Annotated in this window: 26 protein-coding genes; 2 read left to right on the forward strand and 24 right to left on the reverse strand. The window is 60.0% G+C overall.

Annotated elements, in window-relative coordinates:
* Nucleotides 1-2: 2 nt before the first annotated feature.
* The 8 genes from AB3G31_RS15630 to AB3G31_RS15665 all read right to left on the reverse strand — a co-directional run bounded on the left by AB3G31_RS15630 (nucleotide 3) and on the right by AB3G31_RS15665 (nucleotide 4019).
* On the reverse strand, nucleotides 3-386 hold the full coding sequence (locus AB3G31_RS15630; RefSeq protein ID WP_367850362.1) for a DUF1799 domain-containing protein: 384 nt from the start codon (nucleotides 384-386) through the stop codon (nucleotides 3-5).
* Nucleotides 314-700, reverse strand: a complete 387-nt coding sequence (locus tag AB3G31_RS15635) for a phage tail assembly chaperone (RefSeq protein ID WP_367847002.1) — start codon at nucleotides 698-700, stop codon at nucleotides 314-316. Before AB3G31_RS15635 ends, AB3G31_RS15630 begins: the two co-directional genes overlap by 73 nt.
* Nucleotides 701-797: 97 nt before the next feature.
* Complete coding sequence (locus AB3G31_RS15640) at nucleotides 798-1442, reverse strand: phage tail protein (protein WP_367847003.1); 645 nt, start codon at nucleotides 1440-1442, stop codon at nucleotides 798-800.
* A gap of 237 nt (nucleotides 1443-1679) precedes the next feature.
* Nucleotides 1680-2036 (reverse strand): DUF3168 domain-containing protein, encoded by a 357-nt coding sequence (locus tag AB3G31_RS15645; RefSeq protein ID WP_367847004.1) that lies wholly within the window; start codon nucleotides 2034-2036, stop codon nucleotides 1680-1682.
* Nucleotides 2026-2451 carry an HK97-gp10 family putative phage morphogenesis protein gene (locus AB3G31_RS15650; protein ID WP_367847005.1) on the reverse strand — a complete coding sequence of 142 codons (426 nt, stop codon included), beginning with the start codon at nucleotides 2449-2451 and terminating at the stop codon, nucleotides 2026-2028. Before AB3G31_RS15650 ends, AB3G31_RS15645 begins: the two co-directional genes overlap by 11 nt.
* A gap of 14 nt (nucleotides 2452-2465) precedes the next feature.
* Complete coding sequence (locus AB3G31_RS15655; RefSeq protein WP_367847006.1) at nucleotides 2466-2798, reverse strand: phage head closure protein; 333 nt, start codon at nucleotides 2796-2798, stop codon at nucleotides 2466-2468.
* Between the two features lies 1 nt (nucleotide 2799).
* Nucleotides 2800-3375 carry a hypothetical protein gene (locus tag AB3G31_RS15660; protein ID WP_367847007.1) on the reverse strand — a complete coding sequence of 192 codons (576 nt, stop codon included), beginning with the start codon at nucleotides 3373-3375 and terminating at the stop codon, nucleotides 2800-2802.
* Between the two features lie 134 nt (nucleotides 3376-3509).
* Nucleotides 3510-4019 carry a PEP-CTERM sorting domain-containing protein gene (locus AB3G31_RS15665; RefSeq protein WP_367847008.1) on the reverse strand — a complete coding sequence of 170 codons (510 nt, stop codon included), beginning with the start codon at nucleotides 4017-4019 and terminating at the stop codon, nucleotides 3510-3512.
* Between the two features lie 307 nt (nucleotides 4020-4326).
* Here AB3G31_RS15665 and AB3G31_RS15670 point away from each other — a divergent pair, with 307 nt between their 5' ends.
* Nucleotides 4327-5208, forward strand: a complete 882-nt coding sequence (locus AB3G31_RS15670; protein WP_367847009.1) for a hypothetical protein — start codon at nucleotides 4327-4329, stop codon at nucleotides 5206-5208.
* 29 nt (nucleotides 5209-5237) lie between these two features.
* Here AB3G31_RS15670 and AB3G31_RS15675 read toward each other — a convergent pair whose 3' ends face one another.
* The 16 genes from AB3G31_RS15675 to AB3G31_RS15750 all read right to left on the reverse strand — a co-directional run bounded on the left by AB3G31_RS15675 (nucleotide 5238) and on the right by AB3G31_RS15750 (nucleotide 20378).
* Nucleotides 5238-7871 (reverse strand): hypothetical protein, encoded by a 2634-nt coding sequence (locus AB3G31_RS15675; protein WP_367847010.1) that lies wholly within the window; start codon nucleotides 7869-7871, stop codon nucleotides 5238-5240.
* Nucleotides 7872-7874: 3 nt separating this feature from the next.
* Nucleotides 7875-8645 carry a hypothetical protein gene (locus tag AB3G31_RS15680; RefSeq protein ID WP_367847011.1) on the reverse strand — a complete coding sequence of 257 codons (771 nt, stop codon included), beginning with the start codon at nucleotides 8643-8645 and terminating at the stop codon, nucleotides 7875-7877.
* 32 nt (nucleotides 8646-8677) lie between these two features.
* Nucleotides 8678-9055 carry a hypothetical protein gene (locus AB3G31_RS15685; protein WP_367847012.1) on the reverse strand — a complete coding sequence of 126 codons (378 nt, stop codon included), beginning with the start codon at nucleotides 9053-9055 and terminating at the stop codon, nucleotides 8678-8680.
* Nucleotides 9056-9130: 75 nt separating this feature from the next.
* Nucleotides 9131-10516: a phage major capsid protein gene (locus AB3G31_RS15690; protein ID WP_367847013.1), complete on the reverse strand. Its 1386-nt coding sequence runs from the start codon at nucleotides 10514-10516 to the stop codon at nucleotides 9131-9133.
* Nucleotides 10517-10527: 11 nt separating this feature from the next.
* Nucleotides 10528-11238 carry an HK97 family phage prohead protease gene (locus AB3G31_RS15695; protein ID WP_367847014.1) on the reverse strand — a complete coding sequence of 237 codons (711 nt, stop codon included), beginning with the start codon at nucleotides 11236-11238 and terminating at the stop codon, nucleotides 10528-10530.
* The gene (locus tag AB3G31_RS15700) at nucleotides 11213-12433 is read right to left on the reverse strand and encodes a phage portal protein (protein WP_367847015.1); all 1221 of its coding nucleotides are present in this window, start codon (nucleotides 12431-12433) and stop codon (nucleotides 11213-11215) included. The genes AB3G31_RS15695 and AB3G31_RS15700 overlap by 26 nt, the downstream gene beginning before the upstream one ends.
* Nucleotides 12433-12624, reverse strand: coding sequence for a hypothetical protein (locus tag AB3G31_RS15705; RefSeq protein ID WP_367847016.1), 192 nt, complete (start codon nucleotides 12622-12624; stop codon nucleotides 12433-12435). The genes AB3G31_RS15700 and AB3G31_RS15705 overlap by 1 nt, the downstream gene beginning before the upstream one ends.
* On the reverse strand, nucleotides 12621-14336 hold the full coding sequence (locus AB3G31_RS15710; protein ID WP_367847017.1) for a terminase large subunit: 1716 nt from the start codon (nucleotides 14334-14336) through the stop codon (nucleotides 12621-12623). The genes AB3G31_RS15705 and AB3G31_RS15710 overlap by 4 nt, the downstream gene beginning before the upstream one ends.
* A complete protein-coding gene (locus AB3G31_RS15715) occupies nucleotides 14333-14857 on the reverse strand; it encodes a P27 family phage terminase small subunit (RefSeq protein ID WP_367847018.1) in 525 nt (174 codons plus the stop codon). The genes AB3G31_RS15710 and AB3G31_RS15715 overlap by 4 nt, the downstream gene beginning before the upstream one ends.
* Nucleotides 14858-15052: 195 nt before the next feature.
* Nucleotides 15053-15415, reverse strand: a complete 363-nt coding sequence (locus AB3G31_RS15720) for an HNH endonuclease (RefSeq protein ID WP_367847019.1) — start codon at nucleotides 15413-15415, stop codon at nucleotides 15053-15055.
* Nucleotides 15416-15525: 110 nt separating this feature from the next.
* Nucleotides 15526-15921 (reverse strand): hypothetical protein, encoded by a 396-nt coding sequence (locus AB3G31_RS15725; RefSeq protein WP_367847020.1) that lies wholly within the window; start codon nucleotides 15919-15921, stop codon nucleotides 15526-15528.
* Entirely contained in the window at nucleotides 15908-16210 is a 303-nt protein-coding gene (locus tag AB3G31_RS15730) for a hypothetical protein (RefSeq protein ID WP_367847021.1), read from the reverse strand. Before AB3G31_RS15730 ends, AB3G31_RS15725 begins: the two co-directional genes overlap by 14 nt.
* A 364-nt stretch (nucleotides 16211-16574) precedes the next feature.
* Nucleotides 16575-19166, reverse strand: a complete 2592-nt coding sequence (locus tag AB3G31_RS15735) for a VapE domain-containing protein (RefSeq protein WP_367847022.1) — start codon at nucleotides 19164-19166, stop codon at nucleotides 16575-16577.
* Between the two features lie 38 nt (nucleotides 19167-19204).
* Nucleotides 19205-19513, reverse strand: a complete 309-nt coding sequence (locus AB3G31_RS15740) for a hypothetical protein (protein ID WP_367847023.1) — start codon at nucleotides 19511-19513, stop codon at nucleotides 19205-19207.
* Nucleotides 19510-19980 (reverse strand): phage regulatory CII family protein, encoded by a 471-nt coding sequence (locus AB3G31_RS15745; RefSeq protein ID WP_367847024.1) that lies wholly within the window; start codon nucleotides 19978-19980, stop codon nucleotides 19510-19512. Before AB3G31_RS15745 ends, AB3G31_RS15740 begins: the two co-directional genes overlap by 4 nt.
* A 143-nt stretch (nucleotides 19981-20123) precedes the next feature.
* Nucleotides 20124-20378 carry a transcriptional regulator gene (locus tag AB3G31_RS15750; RefSeq protein ID WP_367847025.1) on the reverse strand — a complete coding sequence of 85 codons (255 nt, stop codon included), beginning with the start codon at nucleotides 20376-20378 and terminating at the stop codon, nucleotides 20124-20126.
* On the opposite strand from AB3G31_RS15750, the gene AB3G31_RS15755 reads away from it, so the two are divergent.
* Nucleotides 20281-21096, forward strand: a complete 816-nt coding sequence (locus AB3G31_RS15755) for an XRE family transcriptional regulator (protein WP_367847026.1) — start codon at nucleotides 20281-20283, stop codon at nucleotides 21094-21096. The genes AB3G31_RS15750 and AB3G31_RS15755 overlap by 98 nt on opposite strands.
* The last annotated feature ends 9 nt before the right edge of the window (nucleotides 21097-21105 follow it).

A 21105-nucleotide genomic window follows, 5' to 3' on the forward strand; every position in this document is an offset into this window, starting at 1 on the left:
TTTCAGTCTTTGTGGTTCATTGCAGCCAGGGCTGCGTTTTCAAGGATGCGCATTTCGCTGAAGAGCAGGGCCCACTCGTTGGGCGGTAGACCCATGCGGTCCATCAGCGGATACATGGCGGGGTAGTCGAGGCCGCAGGCACCATTCACGCCGGTGCGCCACTGCGTGCCGAGCACCAGCAGCAGTTCCACCGCCCGGGCGTTTTCAGGCCAGTACAGGACGATGTCGGCATCCAGGTCGGCCTGGGTGAGCCCTGCGGCATGGATCTCTTCCGCGCTGGCCTGTTTTTGGTAGAGGGCTGTGGCGACCTCTTCTAGTTTTTTACGCGGCCTTCGCTGATGGCCATGCGGTAGGCCGCCGGGATGGCGGAACCGGCAGCGGGGAATTCATTCACCAGCGCCTTGACGTTGGCTTCGGTGAAGTCTTCTTCCAGGTCCCAGCCATTGGCGCAGCCCATGATGTAGCGGACCTCATCGGCCTGGGTCTTGCGGTCTTGCTCGACTACATCGAAGCCAGGCTCGGTGGAGGGGGTCGGTGGGGACTTGATGCCGGGGTAGATTTCGTCGATGAACTGCGCGAATTCAGCGCGGTCGCGGTATTTGAAGTCCATCACCACGTCGCCCGTGCCGCCTTTGAGCAGCGGGAATGACACTTTTTGGGTGAAGGATTTGGGAGCCGAGCCAAGTTTGATTTTTGCCATGATGTTGTGGTGTGGTGGAGAAGAAAAAGGCCCGACTGGGAATGACCCGCGGGCATGAAAAAGGCCCCAATAAAGGGGCCCTGGGCAACGGATGAATTTAAGTTGCGTAGCGCACCGGACGGCCCTGCAGGGCGATACCGGCTTTGACCGACATGAGGTTGCCCTTGCTGAGCGACGGGGTTTCGTCAAAGGCAAAAATGCCCGAGTACAGGATGAAACCGCCTTGGGGCAAGGTGGCGCGCATGGCCGTGTTGGAGCGGCTGAGCGCGGTGGCTTTGAGGGCCTGGTAACCGGCGAGGGTGGGATCGTCGGCAATTTCCAGCGCAATGGACTGCGCGCTGGTGGTGGTGGGGATCTGGCTGTCAAAGTCCTGCTCCAGGAAGGAGTAGGTTTGGTACTGCGGATCACCGCCGGAGCTGGTGCAGCTAAGCACCTGCGTGACCTGCGTCCAGGTGTTGATGCGACGCACGGTGCCGACACCCGAGCCCGCCGGGAACTGGGTGGTGCTGGACGTGTCGAAACCCTCCAGCACCAGGTTGGCACCGGTGGGCGACTTGACGCGGAAGATACGGTTGTTGGCACGTGACCAGCCGCTGACGAATTCGACATAGTCGCCCGCCGTGTAGGTATTGGTTACGGTTAAAACCGCTTCGGACGCATTGGATGCGGCGGTGACGGAGAGCGCTGCAGCGTATGCCGTGGCGATTGCCAGCACGATGCCGTTGGGGAGTGAAACACTCATTTCGAGGCCTTTCTTTGGGATGCACCCGGCAAGCGGGCATAAAAAAACCCGCCTTGAACTGCTCCAAAGCGGGCTGCTGTTGCCATTGCGGGCAATAAAAATGCCGCTGCGGGTGAGTGCAGCGGCTGGGGGAAACTGGGTAGCCTTGCGGCCTATGTCACGCGGCTGGGGGAAACTGGGTAGCCTTGCGGCCTATGTCACGCGGCTGGGGGAAACTGGGTAGCCTTGCGGCCTATGTCACGCGGGGGACCAGATGGTGAAATCCTGCCTGGTGCCGTACAGCCTTAGATCTGGTTCGTGGACGGCAACCCAGGCGGCCAAGGGCTCACCCTGGAAGTCGGTACAGAGCTTGATGGCATCTTCCACCTGACCCGCCAGCGCACTGGCCGCCAGGCGGGTATCGGCCCATACATTGATTTGCACGCGGGCGTTGCGTTTACCGACCACAGCCCGCTCCAGGAAGTTGACGGCCACGCCGCCCACCTGCTGGTAGGTGATGTAAGGGCGCGGCGGCAACGGGTCGCCCGCTATGTCAGGATAGACGCGCGAGCACAGCATGCCGAGCAGCGTGGCCAGGGTAGTTTCAAGTGCCATGGATTACCTTTTGCGCCAGCTCGACCAGCTTCATGTGCGATGCGTCGAGGGCAGCTTGCTTTTGGGTGTCATAGGCCGGGCGGATGTATGGCTGGGCGGGCGTTTTGGCGGTGCCGTGCTCTACAAAGCCGCCGTAGTAGGCTTTTTTGCGGTTAAAGCTGATTTGGTAGTAGGCCTTGCCTTCGACGCTGCGGTCTTTGCTGTAGACCTGGTAGATCGCATCGCGCAGGTTGCCGGGGGCAAAGGCTTTAGGCTTGCCTTTGTAGCCGTGCACCTTGGTGCCCACGGGGGCGCGCAGGCGGACCTCTTCGTAAAACACCTGTGCACCGGCCTGGGCGACGGGGCGCACAGTGGCCTGGAGGCCACCACCAAGGGCATCGAGCTGGGCCAGCAGGTCAGCATCGTCAAAGGACATGGAAATATCAGCCATCAGACCCCCACGCTCGCGGGCAGTAGCTCGCACACCAGGTCAATATGCTGTTTGCCTTGCTCGTCGGGTAGCACGGCTTTGATCTCATAGATGTTGGCGCGGTGCTGGACGCGCATGGCAGCAGTGATGTCCAGCCGGTACCGGATGCGAATGCTGGCCTGGACGACAGACGTTTCGGCATCAGCGCGGATGGCGGCAGCGCCGGACAGGTGCTTGATGTTGGCCCAGGGTTTGGCGAACTGCACCCAGGCGCTGCTGGGCTGGCCTGCGGCATCCTGGCCGGGTTGCTGGTGCAGGATAGTCACCAGACGGTTGAGTTTGCCGATTTCCATTTCAGAACCCCCAGACTTTTTCGGTGTTGAGCAGGTCCACAGCGCCGAGGGGTATCTCCTCCAGCTTGAGCGTGGACACGGCCTGGTTGTTCTCGTGCAGGTGGGTGAGGATCAACAGCAGCGCGGAGCGGATGGCATCAGGCAGGGTCGCGGCGGTGTAGCCGCACTCGTATTGCACCTTGACCGCATCCCACTGGGCGCGGGTGATAGGCCAAATGGTGCCGTAGCCGGGGATGGCCTGGTGCTGCCGACCGTAGTCGTTCAGCGCGTAGCTGTTGAGTCCACACGTCTGCACTACACCGGCCGCATCGACGTACTTGATGGACGCGAGCGATGTGACTGGGGAAAAGGGTAAGGGCAGTTCCCATGCGGGGAAGCACGATAGCGCCAGCTCCAACGTCTGCTTACCAATGGCCTGCTGGGTGTGGTGCTGGGCGAAGTCGCACGCGGCACCGCAGCGGGCCAGGATGAGGGCATCCAGCTCGTTGACCTGGTCAGGGTCGTCGAGCTTGAGGTGGGTGCGCATCTCCAGCAGCGTGAGGGGAAGTTCGCGCTTGACGAGGGTTTTGGTGGGCATATTTTGGATACAAAAAAGCCGCCGGTGTTGCCACGGGCGGCTTGGGTGCTGGTACTTACCGGCAGGGGATGGGCAACATGCGGTTAGTCCATGAAAAAACCCGCCGAAGCGGGTCAGTGGTACGAAGCTGCGGGTCAGCCCAATTTTCGTTTGCGCGTCGCTGCAAGTACAGCAAGTCCCAGACCCAGAAGGGCCAACGACCCTGGCTCAGGCACCGCGTTCGCGCCCGAGCTGATCGCAAAAACAAGCTTCCCGGCATTGGATGCATTTCCGTTGTTCCAATGAATTGTGATGCTGTCGCTGGTGAAACTAAAGTCGCTCAGCATATCCCCGCTAAAGCCCGTGTTGGAAAGCAGGGACAAGCCGGTGATCGGCACATCAAAGCCAGAAAAAGTAAAGTCGCCGAAGCCCCCCCAACCGACGCCCCAAAGAGCCGTAAAAGTCAGCGTGTCCGCGCCGAAGTCAACATTGCTGGCCAGTTGGCCCGGTTTCCATTGAAATTCGACGCCGCTTCCAACTGTCGCGCTAGCTGGCGATAGTCCGGGCCCACTCGCACTAACATTGCTGCCAACCAATGAAGCGTTGGCAGAGCCGACTGTCAACGCTGCGATCAGCACGAGAGATGAGAAAAGAGGAAACTTCATATGCCCTTTGTGGTTATGTTTCTTTCAAGCAAGATCCGATCCAGCAAATCAATTCAATGACTTAGCGAGTGTTTCTTAGGGACATGTAAAGTATTTCGTCATATTCCTGATGCCGCAAGTCTCGGTCAACCAGCGTTTTTGTCCGTAGTCACTTTTCACTTTCATCCACTTCTCGCTGCGGTCGATCTCAACCAGCGGCGGGTAGAGCACGGCATAACAAGGGCTGTGCGGTCACCTTCTTTTTAGACATGGATTTCTCCGTGGGTGCCCGGCAAGGGGATGGGAATGCATCCAGCAAAATGCTGTGATGCACAAAATCTACGCTATTGCCGCTGGCATCTTGCTGGCCATCTCTCTATCTGCTTACGCTCAGAGCACTCCGAAACAAGGCAACGGGGCTGCCGGTCATAGCTTGACTGAAGCAACACAGCGCCAGGCACAGGCAAGTGCCGACACCCACCCAGCCCAAAGTGCGGCGTTTCCAGCTTCGCCCATCCAGACCGACAACCAAAGCGCAGGCAGCCAAAAAGGAAAATATGAGACTGACAATCGAGAGGAGCGTAACCTCAAAGCCACTGAACGCTCCGCCGATGCTGCCGTAGATCAGGCTGAATATGCCAAGTGGACGCTCGGAATCTCGATTGCTGGCACCGTAGGCCTGTTCGCAACGATCATATATACCCGAAGGTCCTTCACACTTGCCAAACAGGCAGCCGATGCGGCCACTACTGCCAACCAGCTCTCTATGGACAAAGACAGGCCCTGGGTTGGTTGCGCCGGCGTTCTCTACCTTAGTCCTAGCACGGAAACCGCGCTTCCCACAGGCCTGGTCATAGTTGTAAAAAACTTTGGTGTACGCCCCGCCAGAACTACCGTACGCGTGGTAATCCGCCCCATCTACCGCGAGGATGAGATCACGTTCTACTATGACACCAACCAACCTGCGGAAGGAGTAGTTGTCAGCACCAGCATTATCTTCACCACCGGTGACACCAAAATCCACGCACCTCTTGCAGGCCTCGATTTCTACGAAAACACTATCCTCAATGGAACGAATATTTGCGTACTGCAGATGCTGATCGCCTACGGTGATGTGGTAACTGGGCTCACGTACCAGACGCGGGTCAGCATGTATCGCCGCGAGGACGGGGTTTGGGACCTGACAAATAACCACAATGAGAGCACATAGGGATGAACGCAGAAATTGCCGCAGCATCATCAACGGCACATCAGAGCAAGCAGTGACGTGGTTCGCAGGATCGTGAACTGTGCGGCCCCGGTTGACAGCGCCGTGTAAGTTCCCTGAGCTGGCTTGCCAGACTTGGGTAGGCCCAGCAGACTTGGCGATGTGTCGTACAACACCGAGGCTTGCGCGTCCGCAAAAAGCTGCGTCTGCGCCGCCCGGCCAGTGGTGTCCACGGAACCTCTCTTACCCGGGCGACCATAGAGGTACAGCACATCGCAATCCACGCCAGGGTCTGCTGCCAGCGTGATGCGGACCGTGTTGCTGCCGGTAATGGCCGTGGAGCTGATTGCCAGAATGCTAGTGAATCCGTTGGTGGACACATCAAAACCGGACGGGGCAGCGCCTCCGACGGTTTGCAGCGCAAAGCCACCTTCCAAGGCAAATGTCACGTCAATGACTGCACCAGTGCGCACCGCAGAGACGGGTAAGGGCCCGTCCGCTGAGATTGTGCTGCCCACACCAATCTTAAATAGCAGCGCCCGCAGTAGTCGGTCTGCCTCATAGCGCTTGAGGGCCGGGGTTGCCGGATGCACGCCGTCGTTCGTCAGATCAAAATCGGTGAACTGTCCGCCTGAAATGATGTACGGATCGGCGGCGTTTGCCCGCAGCCACTCTACTTGCAGTTTTCGCATCGCCCAAATACCGGCGGTTCCATCCACAGACTCCATCACGTTACTGGTCGGCGGAATCACGAGAACGCAATTTGCACCGTAGTTTGCGTGCATCTTGACGGGGACAGCATCCAGCTTCGGGCCGTATGTGGAAGTGAACGCAGTATCCGCATGACCCTGAGCCCAGATGAACCAGCCGACACTTAGCGCCTTTGAGGCAGCCAAGTCCGCAGCGCGCTTGGACCACTCAGCATCGGCGTTGAGCACGTCAATGCTGGTGCCGCCTCGGCAGCGGTTGTAGATACCCACCACGCAATCTGCAGTCTCGCTCAGATAGTTCCCAAAATAGGTTTCAGTGTCTCTCGCCTCTGCAGTGGTCAGTTGACGGTGCCAGCTTGCATCGGGCGCAAAGGTTCCGAACGAGTAGGCTGTGGTGTCGTCGTACAGATTGGTGGCAGAGAGGTAGTTGGAAACATACGTGTTCGGGGCAAGGGCTGAAGGAGCAACAGGCCACCCGAGGAAAAGCGACTGACCTGCAAACTCGACGTACTCACCGACGCCAAAAGTAACACCTGTCTGTAGGTAGTCGGTCCCACCCACCTTTCGCATGCGCAGAGAAAGCCAGCGCTTGCCCTTCGGCACATTCGTCAAAACTCCGGACCATGTGCCTGCGGATGCAGTAAAGGACGCTACCGCAGCTTCGGCGACAACAACAGCGTCGTTTGACGCATTGCGTAGCTCGACAAGAACTCCCGATGGTGCGGAACCCAGGTAAACACCGCTTACCGGTACATCCCGAACGCCGCCGATGTGCTGCACCACGCGCCCAGGCGGGATAGGGTCAACATATACAGCATTGGGCTTTTCGGTCGAATCGACAAGCACGCCGGGAGACGCTGCCCAAGAAAATGCAGTGCGGGCGATGTAGCCGCCACCATACTGCGCGCGATTCAATGTGGTCGAGCTAAGGGTGTTGTACTCCCATTCGACATACGCAAGAGTCCCAGACAGTGGAAGGCGCACATTACTACTGCTGGCAGCCAAGGTGTACGCTTCTCCAACGCTCCCTGTCGTCTTGTGGAATATGCGCAGCGCAGAACTACCGGTTGCCACATACGTCGCAACGCTGATATTCGCGTCAGCGCTCGCGTTCAGGAATGCGGCAAGTGCGGTCATTGTCGCAGGACCATCTGCACCAATATTGACCTGACTGCCAGTCGCGCCAGACGCCACAAAAGTCACCGTCGTGCCGTTGAAAGTAACTGTAGTCCCTGCGGTAGGCACCCAGATCGCCATGGTGTCCTGCACGCTCGTTGAGCTCGCTGTGCGGAATCGAATCATCCCGCGTGCGGCCCGTGTCGTTTTGTCCAGTGAATTTGGTGATGCGCCTGCGGCTATCTGCGCCATCTCAGTCACAGTTACTGCTTTGTCGGAAAAGTGAAACGGTGCATCAACAGAGTGCGCGTATGGCAGTGTGCCGCCGTAGCTGCTTAATCCAAACTGCCCGATTTGTATCGCTGCGAACCCAGTCCACGCATTGACAGAGTTGCCCATCTTTTCAGGGCTCTGCCCAGGCTTAACGATCCACAGCTCTACGACACCGGAAACGCAGCGGACAATGTTTAGAACAGTCCCTGTATCACCGGTTTCATACTGACGCTTCCCGTAGCTCGTGTACATCGGTGCTGGCGCGGAGCCGACAGAGCTTCCAATCCGATTCCCTGCTTTGTCTGTACCGTTCAGCCACAAGCGGCGGCGGTCATTTACTGTTGTGATGCTGTTGCCGGTGTCGTAGACCGACAGCTGATCATTGGCCGCCATAGTGGCCGAAAGACTGGCTGGGTATGTCGATTGGGTCTGGAATGCGATGCCCCCACCAGCCGCCGCGTTACCGCTGTGTTTCGTCCAAAATCCAATCGTCCATGCGGCGCCAGTCAGGTCACAATAGAAATCTCCGAGCTGATTGCCGGATGCTGCAAAATTTAAGGCCGCCATGGGTTACACCCCATCCACGACGTAGCTGTTGACGTTCGAACCACGCTGAGTGATGCCAAAAGCAAAGTTGCCCGAAGCTGCGCGGGTGAGTGTCGTAGCTGCGCCGTTACCAGTCGTACCAGTGAACGCCACCGAGGTAGTACCAAAAGGAATTACTACGCAGCGGAACCCAGCAGGCAGTCCAGCGGGAACAGTCAAGGTGGCGGTTGCCATGCACTCCAGCACCAAGCCGTTGTCCGTCGATGCCAGCGGGCGAGACCCACCAACCTGCACGGGCGCGGTAGGCAGGCTGCTACCGCCACCGGGGATAGTCACCGTCACATCGCCACCGGCTGCGGTAGCCACAACCCCGGCTCCAGCGAAGTTCAGCGACATAGTGGATGAGGCAATGGTCGTGCCCTCGTCTTTTGCAACGATAGGCGAGGAATTCCCACCCCCATCCACCGAAGCGAATGCTCCTGCAGCACCAAGACCAGAGACCCGCCACAGAGCGCTGACGGTGGAATTCAGAACCGTCGAGCCGACCGGGTAGGCGATGGTGCCGGCCAGGATGGCCGCGTTGATGGCGGTGATCTCTGATGCTGTGCGCACGCCGATGTACATGGGCGAATCGGACGGTTCGAATTTACCGCTGGACACGAGCAGCACGGCATCGGCCATGGGCACGAACGAGCTGGTGCCACGCAACCAGACTTGCTGTTTGCCTGTGATGCCTACTTCGGATAGTCGCTCTTCGACGCCGATGTAGCGCACGCGTAAGGTGTTGTCTGCCATGTGGATCTCCGTGGGGGCGCTGCTGCGGTGGCTTAGGTGGGTTGCTGGGTTTCGGTCGCTGCGGGGTCTTCAGCCTGGTCGGATGCCACGGTTGAGGTATCAGACTCGATAGGGACGTCGGTCTTGACGGCTGCGGCAGGTTGGTCTGTACGGGTATCCGCACCATCCACGCGGGCGGCAAAGCTGGCCGGTGCGGGTGGGACAGCCTTGTTCTTGGGAACCGATGGCGCCCGGCGTGGAGTGGATGGGGCGGTTGCGGATTTTTCGACCTCGCACCAACCCTCTTCATCAACGGCTACGCGGATCAGGTCGGCATCCGTGGTGTCGATGGTGTCACCAGGGACGTATTCCTTGATGTCGACGTGGCGGTGCGCCCACTTGAACGGTTCTATTACATTGAGCTTTGGCATGGTGATTCCATAAAAAAGGCCCCGGTAAAGGGGCCTTTAGGTTGCTGGCTGGCGCTGCTTGCAGCGCTGTACGGGTCAAGCCGTGGCGATTTTCAGGAGCTTGATGGCCTGGGTGTTGCGCAACTTGCCGCCCATGCGCTTGCGGATGTAGAACTTAACGAAACCGGGGGTGGTGATCTCGTCGCGGGTCATGCGCAGGCCCTTGATATCGGTGATCAGGTAGCCTTCCTTGAAGTCACCAAACGCCAGGGGAAAGGAGTTGGCGGCCACTGCGGGCATGTCTTCCGCCTCGGTGATGCCGTAACCCAGGAAGCTGGCAGGCTGGCTGGCCGACAAGGCCGGTTGCCACAGGTATTGGCCGGTGGTGTCCTTGTACTTGCGCATAGCGGCCAGGATCAGCTTGCTAGTGACCCACTGGGCGTTGGTGCGATAACGTGCACGCAGGCCATAAATGATGTCGTAGAACAAGTCCGTGCTGGTCGGCATGGCTGCGGCCTGGCCGGATGCAATGTACTGCAGGGTGCCGAAGGCACGGGCACTGTCTGCCGTAGCGACTGGAGCAGGGCCTGCCAGGAAGCCGGTGGGCTTTTTAGTGCCATTGCCGGAGATGAAGGCAGCGCCCTCACCCGCCGCGATAGCTTCCGATGCAGACGAAATCAGCCAGTCTTCCACATTGAAGAACAGGTCATCCAGGGATTCTTCCGATGCCTGGGGCTTTGCGGAACCCATGCCGAAGGTAGGCGCGCACTCGGCCAGGTCGGGGGTGTTGGTTTGGTTGCGGGTATCCGTTTCACCAACCCACTCGAAGGTGGCACCGTTCACATCGAACAGCTCTTTGTAGTCGGTGGTGCCGACCTGGCGGACAGTTGCGAGCTGGCGGATGGGCGACATGTCGACCGACAAACGGGCAATATTCCGTTCGATTTCTTCAGGCAGTGCAAAGCCGCCTGCAGCGCCCGTCGATGTGACGGTTTGGGTAGCGCGGGTTTCGCGGCCATCTGCGCGCTGCTTGGCTTCCAGCGCCTTTTGTGCCTGGGTAGCGCGCTGCTGGCGTTCGCCATCGCCTGGAGCGCGCACCCAGTCGAAAAAGGCTTCTTTGTACTCCACCGATTCCGCGGATTCGCGGGCTTCACGGTTGCCACTTTGCGCGCCGGGGCGGGCAAGCTTGGTTTCCATCCGCTCCAGGCGGGTCTTTGCATCGGTGATGGAGTTGATGTGCTCGTCCATGCGGGCAAGTTTGGCGTCGAGCTCGGCAGTGCCCTGGCCTTTCTTGATGGCCTCGATGCGGCTGTCGTTCGTCTTTTTGTACTCGTCGAACGCAGTGGCGATCTTGTCCAGGGCGTCGGCCACAGATTTGATGCTGGGGTCTTCGCGCTTTTCGTACACGCCGAGAGTTTCGGTCTTGGCACTGAATGCGGCGAAATGCAGGGCCATGATGGCCATGAGGGAGATATTTTTCACGATTGGGTCTTTCAGGTGGTGGACAGAGAGAGAAGGAGCTTGTCGGCTGCCTTCATGGCTTTGGCGGTCGAATCGACGGAATCACTCCGCTCTTCTCCCATCCGCATGACGCGCGACACGAAGGCCGTAGCGTCGCCTTTGCTGAATCCGGCATCGCGCAGGATTCGCTCGGCATCTTTGGGTAGGAACAGGTCGCTACTGGACGCCTTGACGTTAGTGACCCGTGCCTTTTCGTTTGCGGGGAAGGTGACCAGGGAGACCTCCCACAGGTCGATCTCGGTGAGGGTGCGGACGTCGGTTTCGCGGTCGTATGCCCATTGCTTGGAGATGAAGCCGATGGACAGGCCGGTAAGCGCGCCCATCTTGAGCAGGGCGTAGGCTTCCTTGCCGAGGACAGTTTCCAGCGCGAGCTTGCCTTTGATGCGCAGGCCGTTGGAGTCTTCGACCATGTCCATCCAGATGCCGATGGGCTGACTGGCGTTATGCTGCCACAGCATGGCAGGCATGGTGCCTGCAGCTTTGTGGGCATTGAGCGACGCCAGAAAGGCACCAGGCGCGATGACATCGTCGTAGTTGTCACGCACGCCGAAGACACTGCCGTAGCCTTCGACGGTGCCGTCCTCGCCCACGGCCTTGAGGCTGAGGACAAAGGAGCGGGTTTCGCGGGTGCCCATGGCTGGGGCGCTGGATTTGCGCTCAAGGCGCGGTGTCGTCGTTCGCATCGCTGTTTCCTTGGGGTTTTTGGGTCATGTTCATAGGGGTCAATGGCTCGTCAAGTCCCGGCAAGGGGTCTTTGCCTTCTTCTTCGCGTAGTTCGTTGCGGGTGTAGATGCCCATTTCGCCCATGGTGCGGGTCCACTGCGAGCGGTCCTTTACTGAGCCGGAGCGCATGTAGCGGGTGTCGAACTCGGCGAACAGGGGGCCGGAGCCGTCGAGCAGGGTTTCGTCCAGACGCTGGGTCCAGGCGTTGTGCCAGGGCGTGAGGCAGTGAATGAGATGGGCCGAGAAGAAGGCTTCGGAGCTGGCGAAGGTGGCGGTCTTGTCAGAGTGGCCGATCATGATGGGGAACACCCCGAAGACACGGCAGATCTCTTCGATCTGCAGGCGGCGGGTTTCTACGTGCTGGGCGTCCACGCCGGTCATGGCGGTGCTGACCCATTTGGCAGCGCGGTCGAGCACCATGGGGTTGCCCACGTTGCTAACCCCGCCTTGCTTCTTCAGCCAGCCGGTAAGTTTTTCGTGCTGCTCTGGACTGAGGTTGCCCTCTACCGAGTAGACGCCGCTGGGCCGCATAGCATTGCTGTGCATGGCAACCTGGCTTTTCTCGGTCGCCATGGCCAGGCCGATGGCTGCGCGGGCCAGGATGACGGGGTTGAGGGACTTGGTCCATTCCCACTGCAGCCCATGGAGGAGGAACACGTCGTCCTGCGAGAACTCGCCGATGATGCCGAATTCATCCCAGCAGGTGTAGAGTAGTTCGTAGCGCGAGGTGCGCCGCATGTTCCAGCTACCGGGGGCCACGGGGATGAGCTCACGCAGACGGCGGTTATCGCCGCGTACCTTGATGGACAGGCCGGTGCCGGTGAGGCAGGCGTGAACAGTCATCATGCGACGCCATTCGAGGGCTGTCTGCCATTCGTTGGGGCGGCGGGCCAGCAGGCGGTATTCCGGGATGTTGAGGGCGCGCTCGCGGGTTCGGTCTGGCTTCTGGCGGTAGACGTGCAGCTGGGGCGTGGCGCAACCATCAGCGATGGCTTTGACGCAGGCCAGCACCGTGGAGACTTGTAGCGCCGTTTTTTCATTTACGTGCACGCCCGCTACGGTGCGACCGCCAGTGCCGTCGATCAAACTGGCAATCTGCTGGTAGGTGAGCTGGCTGGATTTTCGCTCCGATACGGCTTGGGCCAGGAATCCCATTACGTAGCACCTCGGGCCATCAGGACACCGCCGACAAGGGCCAGTACGCCGCCCACGATGTAGCCCGCTGGCAGATAGATGAGGCCTACCCCATAGACCAGGGATGCACCGCCACAGGCGATGAAGGTGTCGGGCAGCCATGCGGCTGCTACGGCTGGCAACTTCTTTAATTGCTCCGTGAATTTGTTCATGCTGTTTCCCAAAAGGATGTACCGTCGTCTGCTGGATCTGCAGCTAAGGCGCGGTTCATTGCGACGATGGTGCCAATGGCAGCGTCGATCTTGTTGGCGGCCCGCGATTTGCGGGGGAATACGTTTTCGTTGCGGTCTTCTTTGACCTCTACATTGCTGAGCTGCCACACGTAGCAGGGGTTGCCGTCGTGGTGGAAGCGGCCTGAATCGACTAGGGCGGCAATCTCTTTCATAGGCTCGCTGAGGTAGCGGACCTGCTGGGGAATGTCCACCACGGTGATGCCCTGCTCTTCCAGGTTGGCACCCATCTGGTGTCCGCCCCAAGGGTCTTTCGCTACTTCTTTGGTGCCGATTGCCTTGGTGGTCTCGATCACTTCCTCTTCGATCTGAGACAGGGAGATCATGTTGCCGGGCGTAGCGATCAGATGCCCTGCGTTGACCCATGCTTGGTAATGCGCGTTCTCGGGTTTCGCTAGCGCGGCGTCCGGGATGTAGTTTTTGGAGAAGGCGTAGTAGTGGCGAGCCTTGGCTTCGCCGAGCCAGCAGAGGGTGACAGCGCTGGCAATGTCTTGCTTGCTGGCAAGGTCGAGGCCGATGGCGCTGCCGTCCCATTTGTGGCTGTCAATGGTCAGGGTGGTGTCGCCGGCCTGCTGGAGGTTGTACAAGTTGAGCCACGGGGAGGCGGCGGCTACCCATACATTTAAGTGCTTTGTCTTGAAGACGTTTTGCTTGCGCGGGTCGGACTGGGCATCGCGCTGCTGGAGCTTCAGGAACTCAGCGTCTACCGATATGCCGTAGTTGGGGTTGGCCTTGCGCAGGGCGTCTTCGCTGGTCCAGTCGTCGCCGTCGTCCATCGTGAAGATGAGGCCGAAGCGCTGGTCGTTTTCGACCACGCCTTCGAGGATCTTCTGCAGCTCGACCTGGTGCATGTAGCAGGGGCCGGATATGTCAGCACCTGCTGTGGTGATCATCAGGATCAGTGGCTGCGACCGGGCACCCATGCCGGTCTGCATGGTGTCAAAGAGCGCCGATTCTCGGTGCTCGTGGTACTCGTCAACGATAGCGCAGCTGGGGGATGCGCCGTCGCCAGGGTTGCCGATGACGGGTTCGAACTTGGAGTTGTTTTCCCTTATCGACAGGTTCGACACGTTGACGGTGACGCCGTACGTCTGGCAGTAGCGCGGCGTGGCCTTGGCCATGAGCAGCGCGGGCCGGAATACTTCCATCGCCTGGTCTTGCGATGTGGCGCCCGAGTAAATCTCGGCACCGAACTCTTCGTCGGGGCCGAGCATGTACAGGCCAATGACGGCTGCAATGGTCGACTTCGCGTTTTTGCGCGGGACGATGATGTCGGCGATGCGGAAGCGGCGCTTGCCGGTGGTGACATGCACCCACCCGAATATGCTGGTGAGGATAAAGACCTGCCAGGGCTCCAGCTTGATCAGCTGCCTGCGGGCGGCCCAGTCGCCCTTGATGTGGGGCATGAGGCCAGCAAACTTGCAGACTCTCTCGGCGGGGCGGTACGGACGGCCCTTGCTGTTCTGGAGCTGGGGGTTCCACACATAGGGGAACCCTTCGGAACCGATGCGAGCGAGATCCTTTATGTGGCGCTGGCATGCCAGGCGGTGCCACTTGCAGGAGATGATGCGCCCGGCGACAACGTCTTTAGCGTACGCGGTGGCAACGTCTGCGAACTGGGTGTCCAAGTTCACAGCGCGTTCCATTCGTCTTGGGTGCCTTCCTCAAAAAGTCCGCCTTGGCGGTTATCGCTGGTGGTAACCCGGGAGCGGGACGATGGCGACAAGCCGAACAGGTCGAGGTAGCGCTTAACCTCGGATGCCGCATGCTTTCCCACCACCCAATGGTGCGAGTACGTGAAATTGCCGTTTGCCGTCTTGATCATCAAGCCGTCGCCACCGGTGTATTCGAGGCCAGCGGCCTCGGCCTTCGCCATGGCATCGTCGGCCAGCTTCATTGCACGCGACAGTTGACGCTCGGCCCAAACCATCTTGGCCCAGGCCTGGCAGTACAGCACCAAAGCAGCCCGATCCAGCTTCGACACCAGGCCGTAGCGTTCCAGCTCGACGGTGATGCGCTTCCATTCCTTCTTCGCTTCGGGCCAGATCCACGACGGGAAGTCGGGTATCTCGACCTCAGGCCGGAACTCGTCAAGAATTGCAGCCAGCGGTTTCTTGCTGGCGTTGCCACGCAGGTGGTGAACATTCGCAGGCAACGGCTTTGGACCTCGTTGTCCCATAGAACATCCAGTAAAAGTAGTGAGTGCAGACGTGTGGACGGCAGCCATTTAGGCAGGGGGGTACCCCCCCCTCCCCAATACTCCCGCACGAAAAAATTTGGCTAACCGTTCGGTTTCCGGTTGAAAAGCGGTGGACTTTTGATCCCCCCTACCCTTTTGGCCTGGGTCTGGCTACCCTCCAAACGCCCGGTGTCGGCCCCTGCTGGCCTCTGTGAGGCTCTTGGCGTCGTGGCATGCATCGCACAGGCCTTGCTCGTTCGATTGATCGTCAGCACCTCCCTCGGCCAGCGGGATGATGTGGTCGCGCTGGGTTGCCAGCATCACCACACCCAAGGCCTTGCAGGCAACGCACAGCGGCGCACGGCGGAACAGATCGGCGCGCATGGCCTGCAGCTTGCGGCCCGTGATGCGCTTGGTGGCGGTGGGCTTCTTGGTCCACTGGGGACGCGGATGCTTGGCACAGCGCGACGATCCATCGCGTACCAGCACACCGCAACCAGGATGGCTGCAGGGCTTGGCGGCGGCTTGAGGCATGGAGGGGGAAATAAAAAAGCCCTCAGAGGTGAGGGCTAAGACACGAGGCGTTACCGCTTCGGATCAGGAGACACGTTGGAAGCAGCTTGCCAGAAATGTAGCAACAAACTCTATGACGTAAAACCCCTGGCCTTATCTTTGTCGCGCTCGGCCTTGTCACCAAACCAGGCCGACAGCGCGTGGTCCGCAGCCTCCAGCAGCGCGCTGACCGTGGACACCGCAATGCCCTGCGCCCGCGCTGCGCCCTTGATGCCGGTGTTCTCGATGTAGATCAACTGCAGCGTCTGGTACAAGCGTGGCCTGGTCAGCTTCAAGGACTCGACAGCAACGTTGGTCTGCTCGCCATCAATCTCCAACACCGGGATGATGTTGCCCGCGTACCGGGTGTCCGATGCCTCCGCCAGCAGCACCGACCGGGTGGCAAAGCCCAGGCCACCGCCTTCATTACGGGCCTTCCACAGCGCCCAGTTGACCAGCTTCTGTTTCACCCATTCAATGCGCGCCACGGGTCACCTCCATCGGCCAGATGCAGCAGGCATCCACCCCGAACTGCACCATGTTGACCGCCACCGCGGCGTTGATGGCAGAGATATTGAACGGCGTGCCGACCACGTAGCCACGCTCCATGGCATAGAACCGGTTGACCTCCCCGCGCAGCCCTTGCCTCACCCACACATAGGCATCGTTGCCTACCTCTGCCGCCTTGTCCTGGATCATCTTGTACACCGTAGGCATACGGGTCTTGATCAGTTCAACCTTGTCGCCCACTGGTTGCTTTACCGCTGAAGTGTCCATGGTGTCCATCCTTTTCTATTGAGATATGGGGGAGTGATAACCGCGTCGAGCGCGAGCGCGAGCGCACTGCGCCCACCACGCCTGCCCGCCTTGCCTATCCACCGTGGGCCACAATCCTCCAGACAATGCAGCAGCTCCAACCCCTCAAACTGGGGAATATGGATTTGCTACAGAGTCCATAGAAAACCATGGACACCGTGGACACATGGACACTTACGTCATAGGTCCGTGCGCAGACTTCCCCGCTACCGCGCCACAATGGAAGTGCATCGCAGCACCCTCCAGCCCTTCGGGCGCACCGACGCGAATCGCGCCTCCCTCGGTGCTTGCAACACGGCGCGTTTGTTGCGCCGTGACCTGTTGGTCAGAACGGCACATCGTCTGCGTCCTCATCTATTGCGACCGCGCTGCCACCTTCCGGCTGCGCTGCCACCATCTCATCGCCATCATCGGTAGCAGGCCAATTGCGTGGCCGCACGAACACCTGCGCCCGCACGTTGTTCACCTGCTTCTTGGCCTTCTCCCACCCCTCGGAGATCATCCAGGCCGTGACCTCACGGGCAAGGCCTGGGCTCGCCTTGGCCGCATCCGCCCCCAGAGCTGCAGTCAACTGGCTCAGCGTTACATACTGGGTGAATTCATTCAGCAGCAGACCCGATCCAGTCGGGGTCGGCGAGCGCGTCAACAAATGCAGCAGCTCGCTCTCCACCGGTGTTTCCATCAAGCGGCTGGCCTGCATTGGCGCAAACAGTCGGCGCTCCTGGTCCGCCGTCGGCGTATAGGGCACACCCTGGCCGAACAGCGTAAAGGCCTCGGCAAACACCTGGTCGCGGTACTTGGCCACCCAGTCGGTATTGATCTGGTGCTTGACGGGGATAGGCCAGAACCGACGGTTGCCTGTGCGGTCGCGCAGATATGAATTCTCATTTGTCGAACCCACCAGCACGCACTGCCGGGCATGCGCTGCCACGGTGGCGGCATACGCCGCACGGAAACGGTCCACTTTCGACGAAATAAACGCCTTGATAGCGCCCACTTCCGTCTTGCTGAAATGCATCAGCTCTGCAATCTCGTACACCCACAGGCCCTGCACCTGTTCCTGGGCTTCTTTGCCTTTGCCCACCTGGAATGGCGTGTCGCTGAAATGTTTGGACCCGGCCAGGATCTCCACCAGGGTGGACTTGCGCAGGCCACCAACGCCCTCCAGCACCGGGCAGTAGTCGAACTTGCAGCCGGGTACCATCACCCGGTTGACCATGCCCAGCAGCCAGTAGCGGCCCACCAGCTGCAGATACTCCAGCATGGGTGCGGACAAGGTATCGGGCGACTCCCCCAGGGCATGCACCAACCACTTATCGATACGTGATTTTTGGTCCCACACCACCGCTTTCAAATACTCGCGGATGGGGTGGAAGCGGCGGGAGTAGCCCACCGTGGTGATAGCCTCTTTCAAGAATGCCCGGTTCATGCTGGGCAGCCCGTAGCGTGATGTCAGGTACTCCCCCAACATTAAATCCACCTCTTCGGTGATGTCGCCTACCTGGGCATGCGGCCAAGGCCACAAGGTCCGCGCCTCTATGTTGTGCGTCAATTCGTTGTACGCCAGCACCTCGCACAAAGCCGGGTCGGTGCGCAGCGCCGCAATCACCAGCTCCCGCGAAGTTTCCCAGCGGTGGCGGCGCTCGCTGTAAAACGGCAGCAGCCACATGGGCACCGACTTGCCACCGATCCACTCGGCTGCGCCGTCATCATTACCACTGCCCTCAGTGCTAACGAGACGTTCGCGTTTTTTTTCTGCAACCGGCACCGCGCTGCCGCCACCAGGCGGCAAGGCATACGCCTGGCCGAACAGGGCCAGCACGCGTTCAAAATCCCAGCCGTCCACCTCGATGGCATCGCGGCAGTCCCAGCCATCGGCCACTGCACCAGGTGCGGGAATGGGCAGCAGCTGCACCGTGCAGGTGTGTGCATCCCGCAGCAGCGCGCCAATGCCCAGCATCGCAGCCATACCGCCCTGCTTGTCAGCGGGCAGCAGCGGCTTGGCTGCGCGCGCGGCTTCCAGCGCGATTGCATCCGAGCAGGCAGCTTCCTCGGCTTGGGTCAGGTTTGCGCGCTTACCATCGCAGTCAGGCCACAGCAGCACCGTGGTGCCAGCCAGCCAGCTCCAGTCTGCCTTCTTCCAGGCCTTGCAACCGCCCACCCAGCTTGCCACCACGTACACACCTGGTGCGCCTGCGTCCAGCAGCAGCTGCAACACCTCGGCCTTGACCTCCCCTTCCACCAGGACCACGGTGCGCTGGCCGGGCGACGTGCCACCGGGCAGGTAAAGCGGCCGGGGGTCATTCCAACCCCGCCAAATCCACTTGCTACCGCCATCCTTACTGCTTGCGCAAAACACATAGGGCAGCGTGGCCTTGCCCCCATCGCTCTTAGTGAAGCGCACGACAAAGCCATACAGCGCACCGTCCCGTGCATACCGGGCTATATGCTGGGGCGGGTAGTCGCGGTAAAAATGTTTGTGATCGGGTTCCTGCGCGTAGCCAGGCACAGGGGCGATCGGTGTCCACCCCTCTTTGTCAGCTTGAGGTTTTGCCACGGCTGGCAGCTTCACAGGTGCAGGCCGTGGCTGGGCCGATGCAGCAGGCTTGCCCTGCACATTCGCCACCTGTTCCAGCCCATACTGGCGGGCCAGCTCGACCGCCGCATGGCCGTTGTCCATGCCGTGGATGGAGGCGTACAAGCTCACCAGGTCATTGCCCCGGTGGTCACCGCCAAAGTCGGCCCACCGGCCCGCGTTCTCGCCGGTCAGGCGCACGCTCAGACTGGGGGACTTCTCAGACCGCCAGTAGCTAGCCACCAGGTACTCGCCATTGCTCACCTTGCCGCCGGGCAACCACAGGTTCACCAGCATGTCCGCATTGGGCAGCAAAGCCTCCGCCAGGGCGCGGATGTTCAAGGGCGGCAGGGGTGCCCGCCCTGGTATGTCACCCGCCATTACTCTGCCTCAGCCCGTGGCGTGCAAATCGACACACCACGCCAGGCGGCCCAACCGTCCGCAGGCTTCAAGGTAGCCATCTTGCTGCAGGCGTACTCGGCCACTGGGCAATTGCGGTAGTCCACCTTGCGCATACGGGGAATATGCAACAGCCCTGCGCGGCGCAGGTTGTCTATCGTGCGACGTGCGGCCAGCTGACCTACGCGCGCCTTTTGGGCCAGCTCACGTACGGTGGGTGCTTGCTCGTCTGTAGCCAGCGCCACCGCCGCAGCAAGGAGTGCCTCGCGCACTTCGCCTACGGGCCTCATGCGCCAACCCCTGTAGGCAAGCCCGCCTCATGGCGCCGGCGCATGGTGCGCAGCATATCCAGGCCGCACACCGTCAGCGCGCCCCACTTGCGCTCGGCATCGGCCAGCTCGTTGGCAGTGACCACATTGTCCAACTCGGCCATGGTGATGCTGGACACCACGGCTGCAAGACGCTCCAGCAGCGCGGGCAAGTGCTGCCCTGCCCCTCCCACGGCATCCAGCCCCTCGGGCAGTGGCACCACCGCGCAGTTGCGGTGCGCGGCAATAGCCAACAGGATCAGGTTGTTGTCGGCCAGATCCATGATCTTTACCGCATCCACCAGGCCCAGCTTGGCCGAACCCTGGCCGCGCAACTCATGCGCCAAGGTAGACGCGCTCTTGTTCGGCATGCGGGGGGCTAAGGAACCCGCACCGCCCGGGTAGTCATTTACGGTGTTGAAAGCTGCATCCAGCGGATTCATAAGCATGGCAAATTCCCTAATTTTTTGCTATAGATAAAATAGCTAACAACGCCCATGATTCGGGCATGAACACGCAAAATCACCCAATAATCAAATCTAACCAAGCCTGCAGGCGGGGCACTCCATCCCACTCGAGATTTGCCAACGCACTACACATGAGCGGCTCCCTCAGGTTGTGTAGGGGCGGCCGAGGCGAGTTCTGGCCAGATTTGCGCCCAGTCATCGGGGCGAAGAGCGCGGCGGGTGACTTTTCCGCCTGTCGCTTTCTCGATGGGCCAACAGTAATTTGCGGGCACCGAACCGCGCTTGAACCAGCCTGCCACGGCCGACTGGACAACACCGCAAACATTCGCCAACTCACGCTGGGAGCCGATGATGCTGATAGCTTCAAGTAGAGGTTTCATCCCCCCATTAAATCACGAACGTGATAACAAAACAATCACCAAAGTGATTAATATTTCTAGTCAAATCACTTTCGTGATCACAATTGCAGAGCGCCTTAAACAAACACGGGAACATCTTGGGATGAGCCAGGGCGACCTTGCGAAAGCCGCGGGTGTATCCCAAGGAACCATTGGCAACGTAGAAAGCGGGTTCCGCAAAAACCCACGTGAACTTCTTGCGATCGCCAAAGCACTGCGGGTGCATCCGGAGTGGCTCAGGGATGGCAAAGGCCCTCAACACTTAAACACTGGCGACCTGACGGAAGAGGCCAGGCCCGCAATCATCAAATACGCGCACCGCGCTGGTGTGGTTCAAGGTGGGGACAATGGCTTTATCGAGACTTACGACCCCGCGCCGACATTGCAAGAATCTGAACCAATCGCCTACGTCTCCACCAAAAGTGATGAGCAAGCCTATGCGGTCAAGGTGCGTGGCAACAGTATGGAGCCAACCATCATGGCTGGGTGGGATGTTGTTGCTTCGCCCGCTCGATCAGCCGAACCGCCAGATCTGTGCGTGGTTCATTTCACCAACGAACGCAAGGCCCTCAAACGCCTTGTCTGGGTTCGCGATGGCATGGTGTGCCTTGAGTCTTTGAATGCAGCGCACCAGAAAATCACCGAGCCCACTGCGAACATCATCCGCATGGACAAGGTGATATCCATCGTTCCGAACTGACACCCCAAC

This window comes from Rhodoferax sp. WC2427 (assembly GCF_040822085.1).
Lineage (GTDB): Bacteria > Pseudomonadota > Gammaproteobacteria > Burkholderiales > Burkholderiaceae_C > Rhodoferax_B.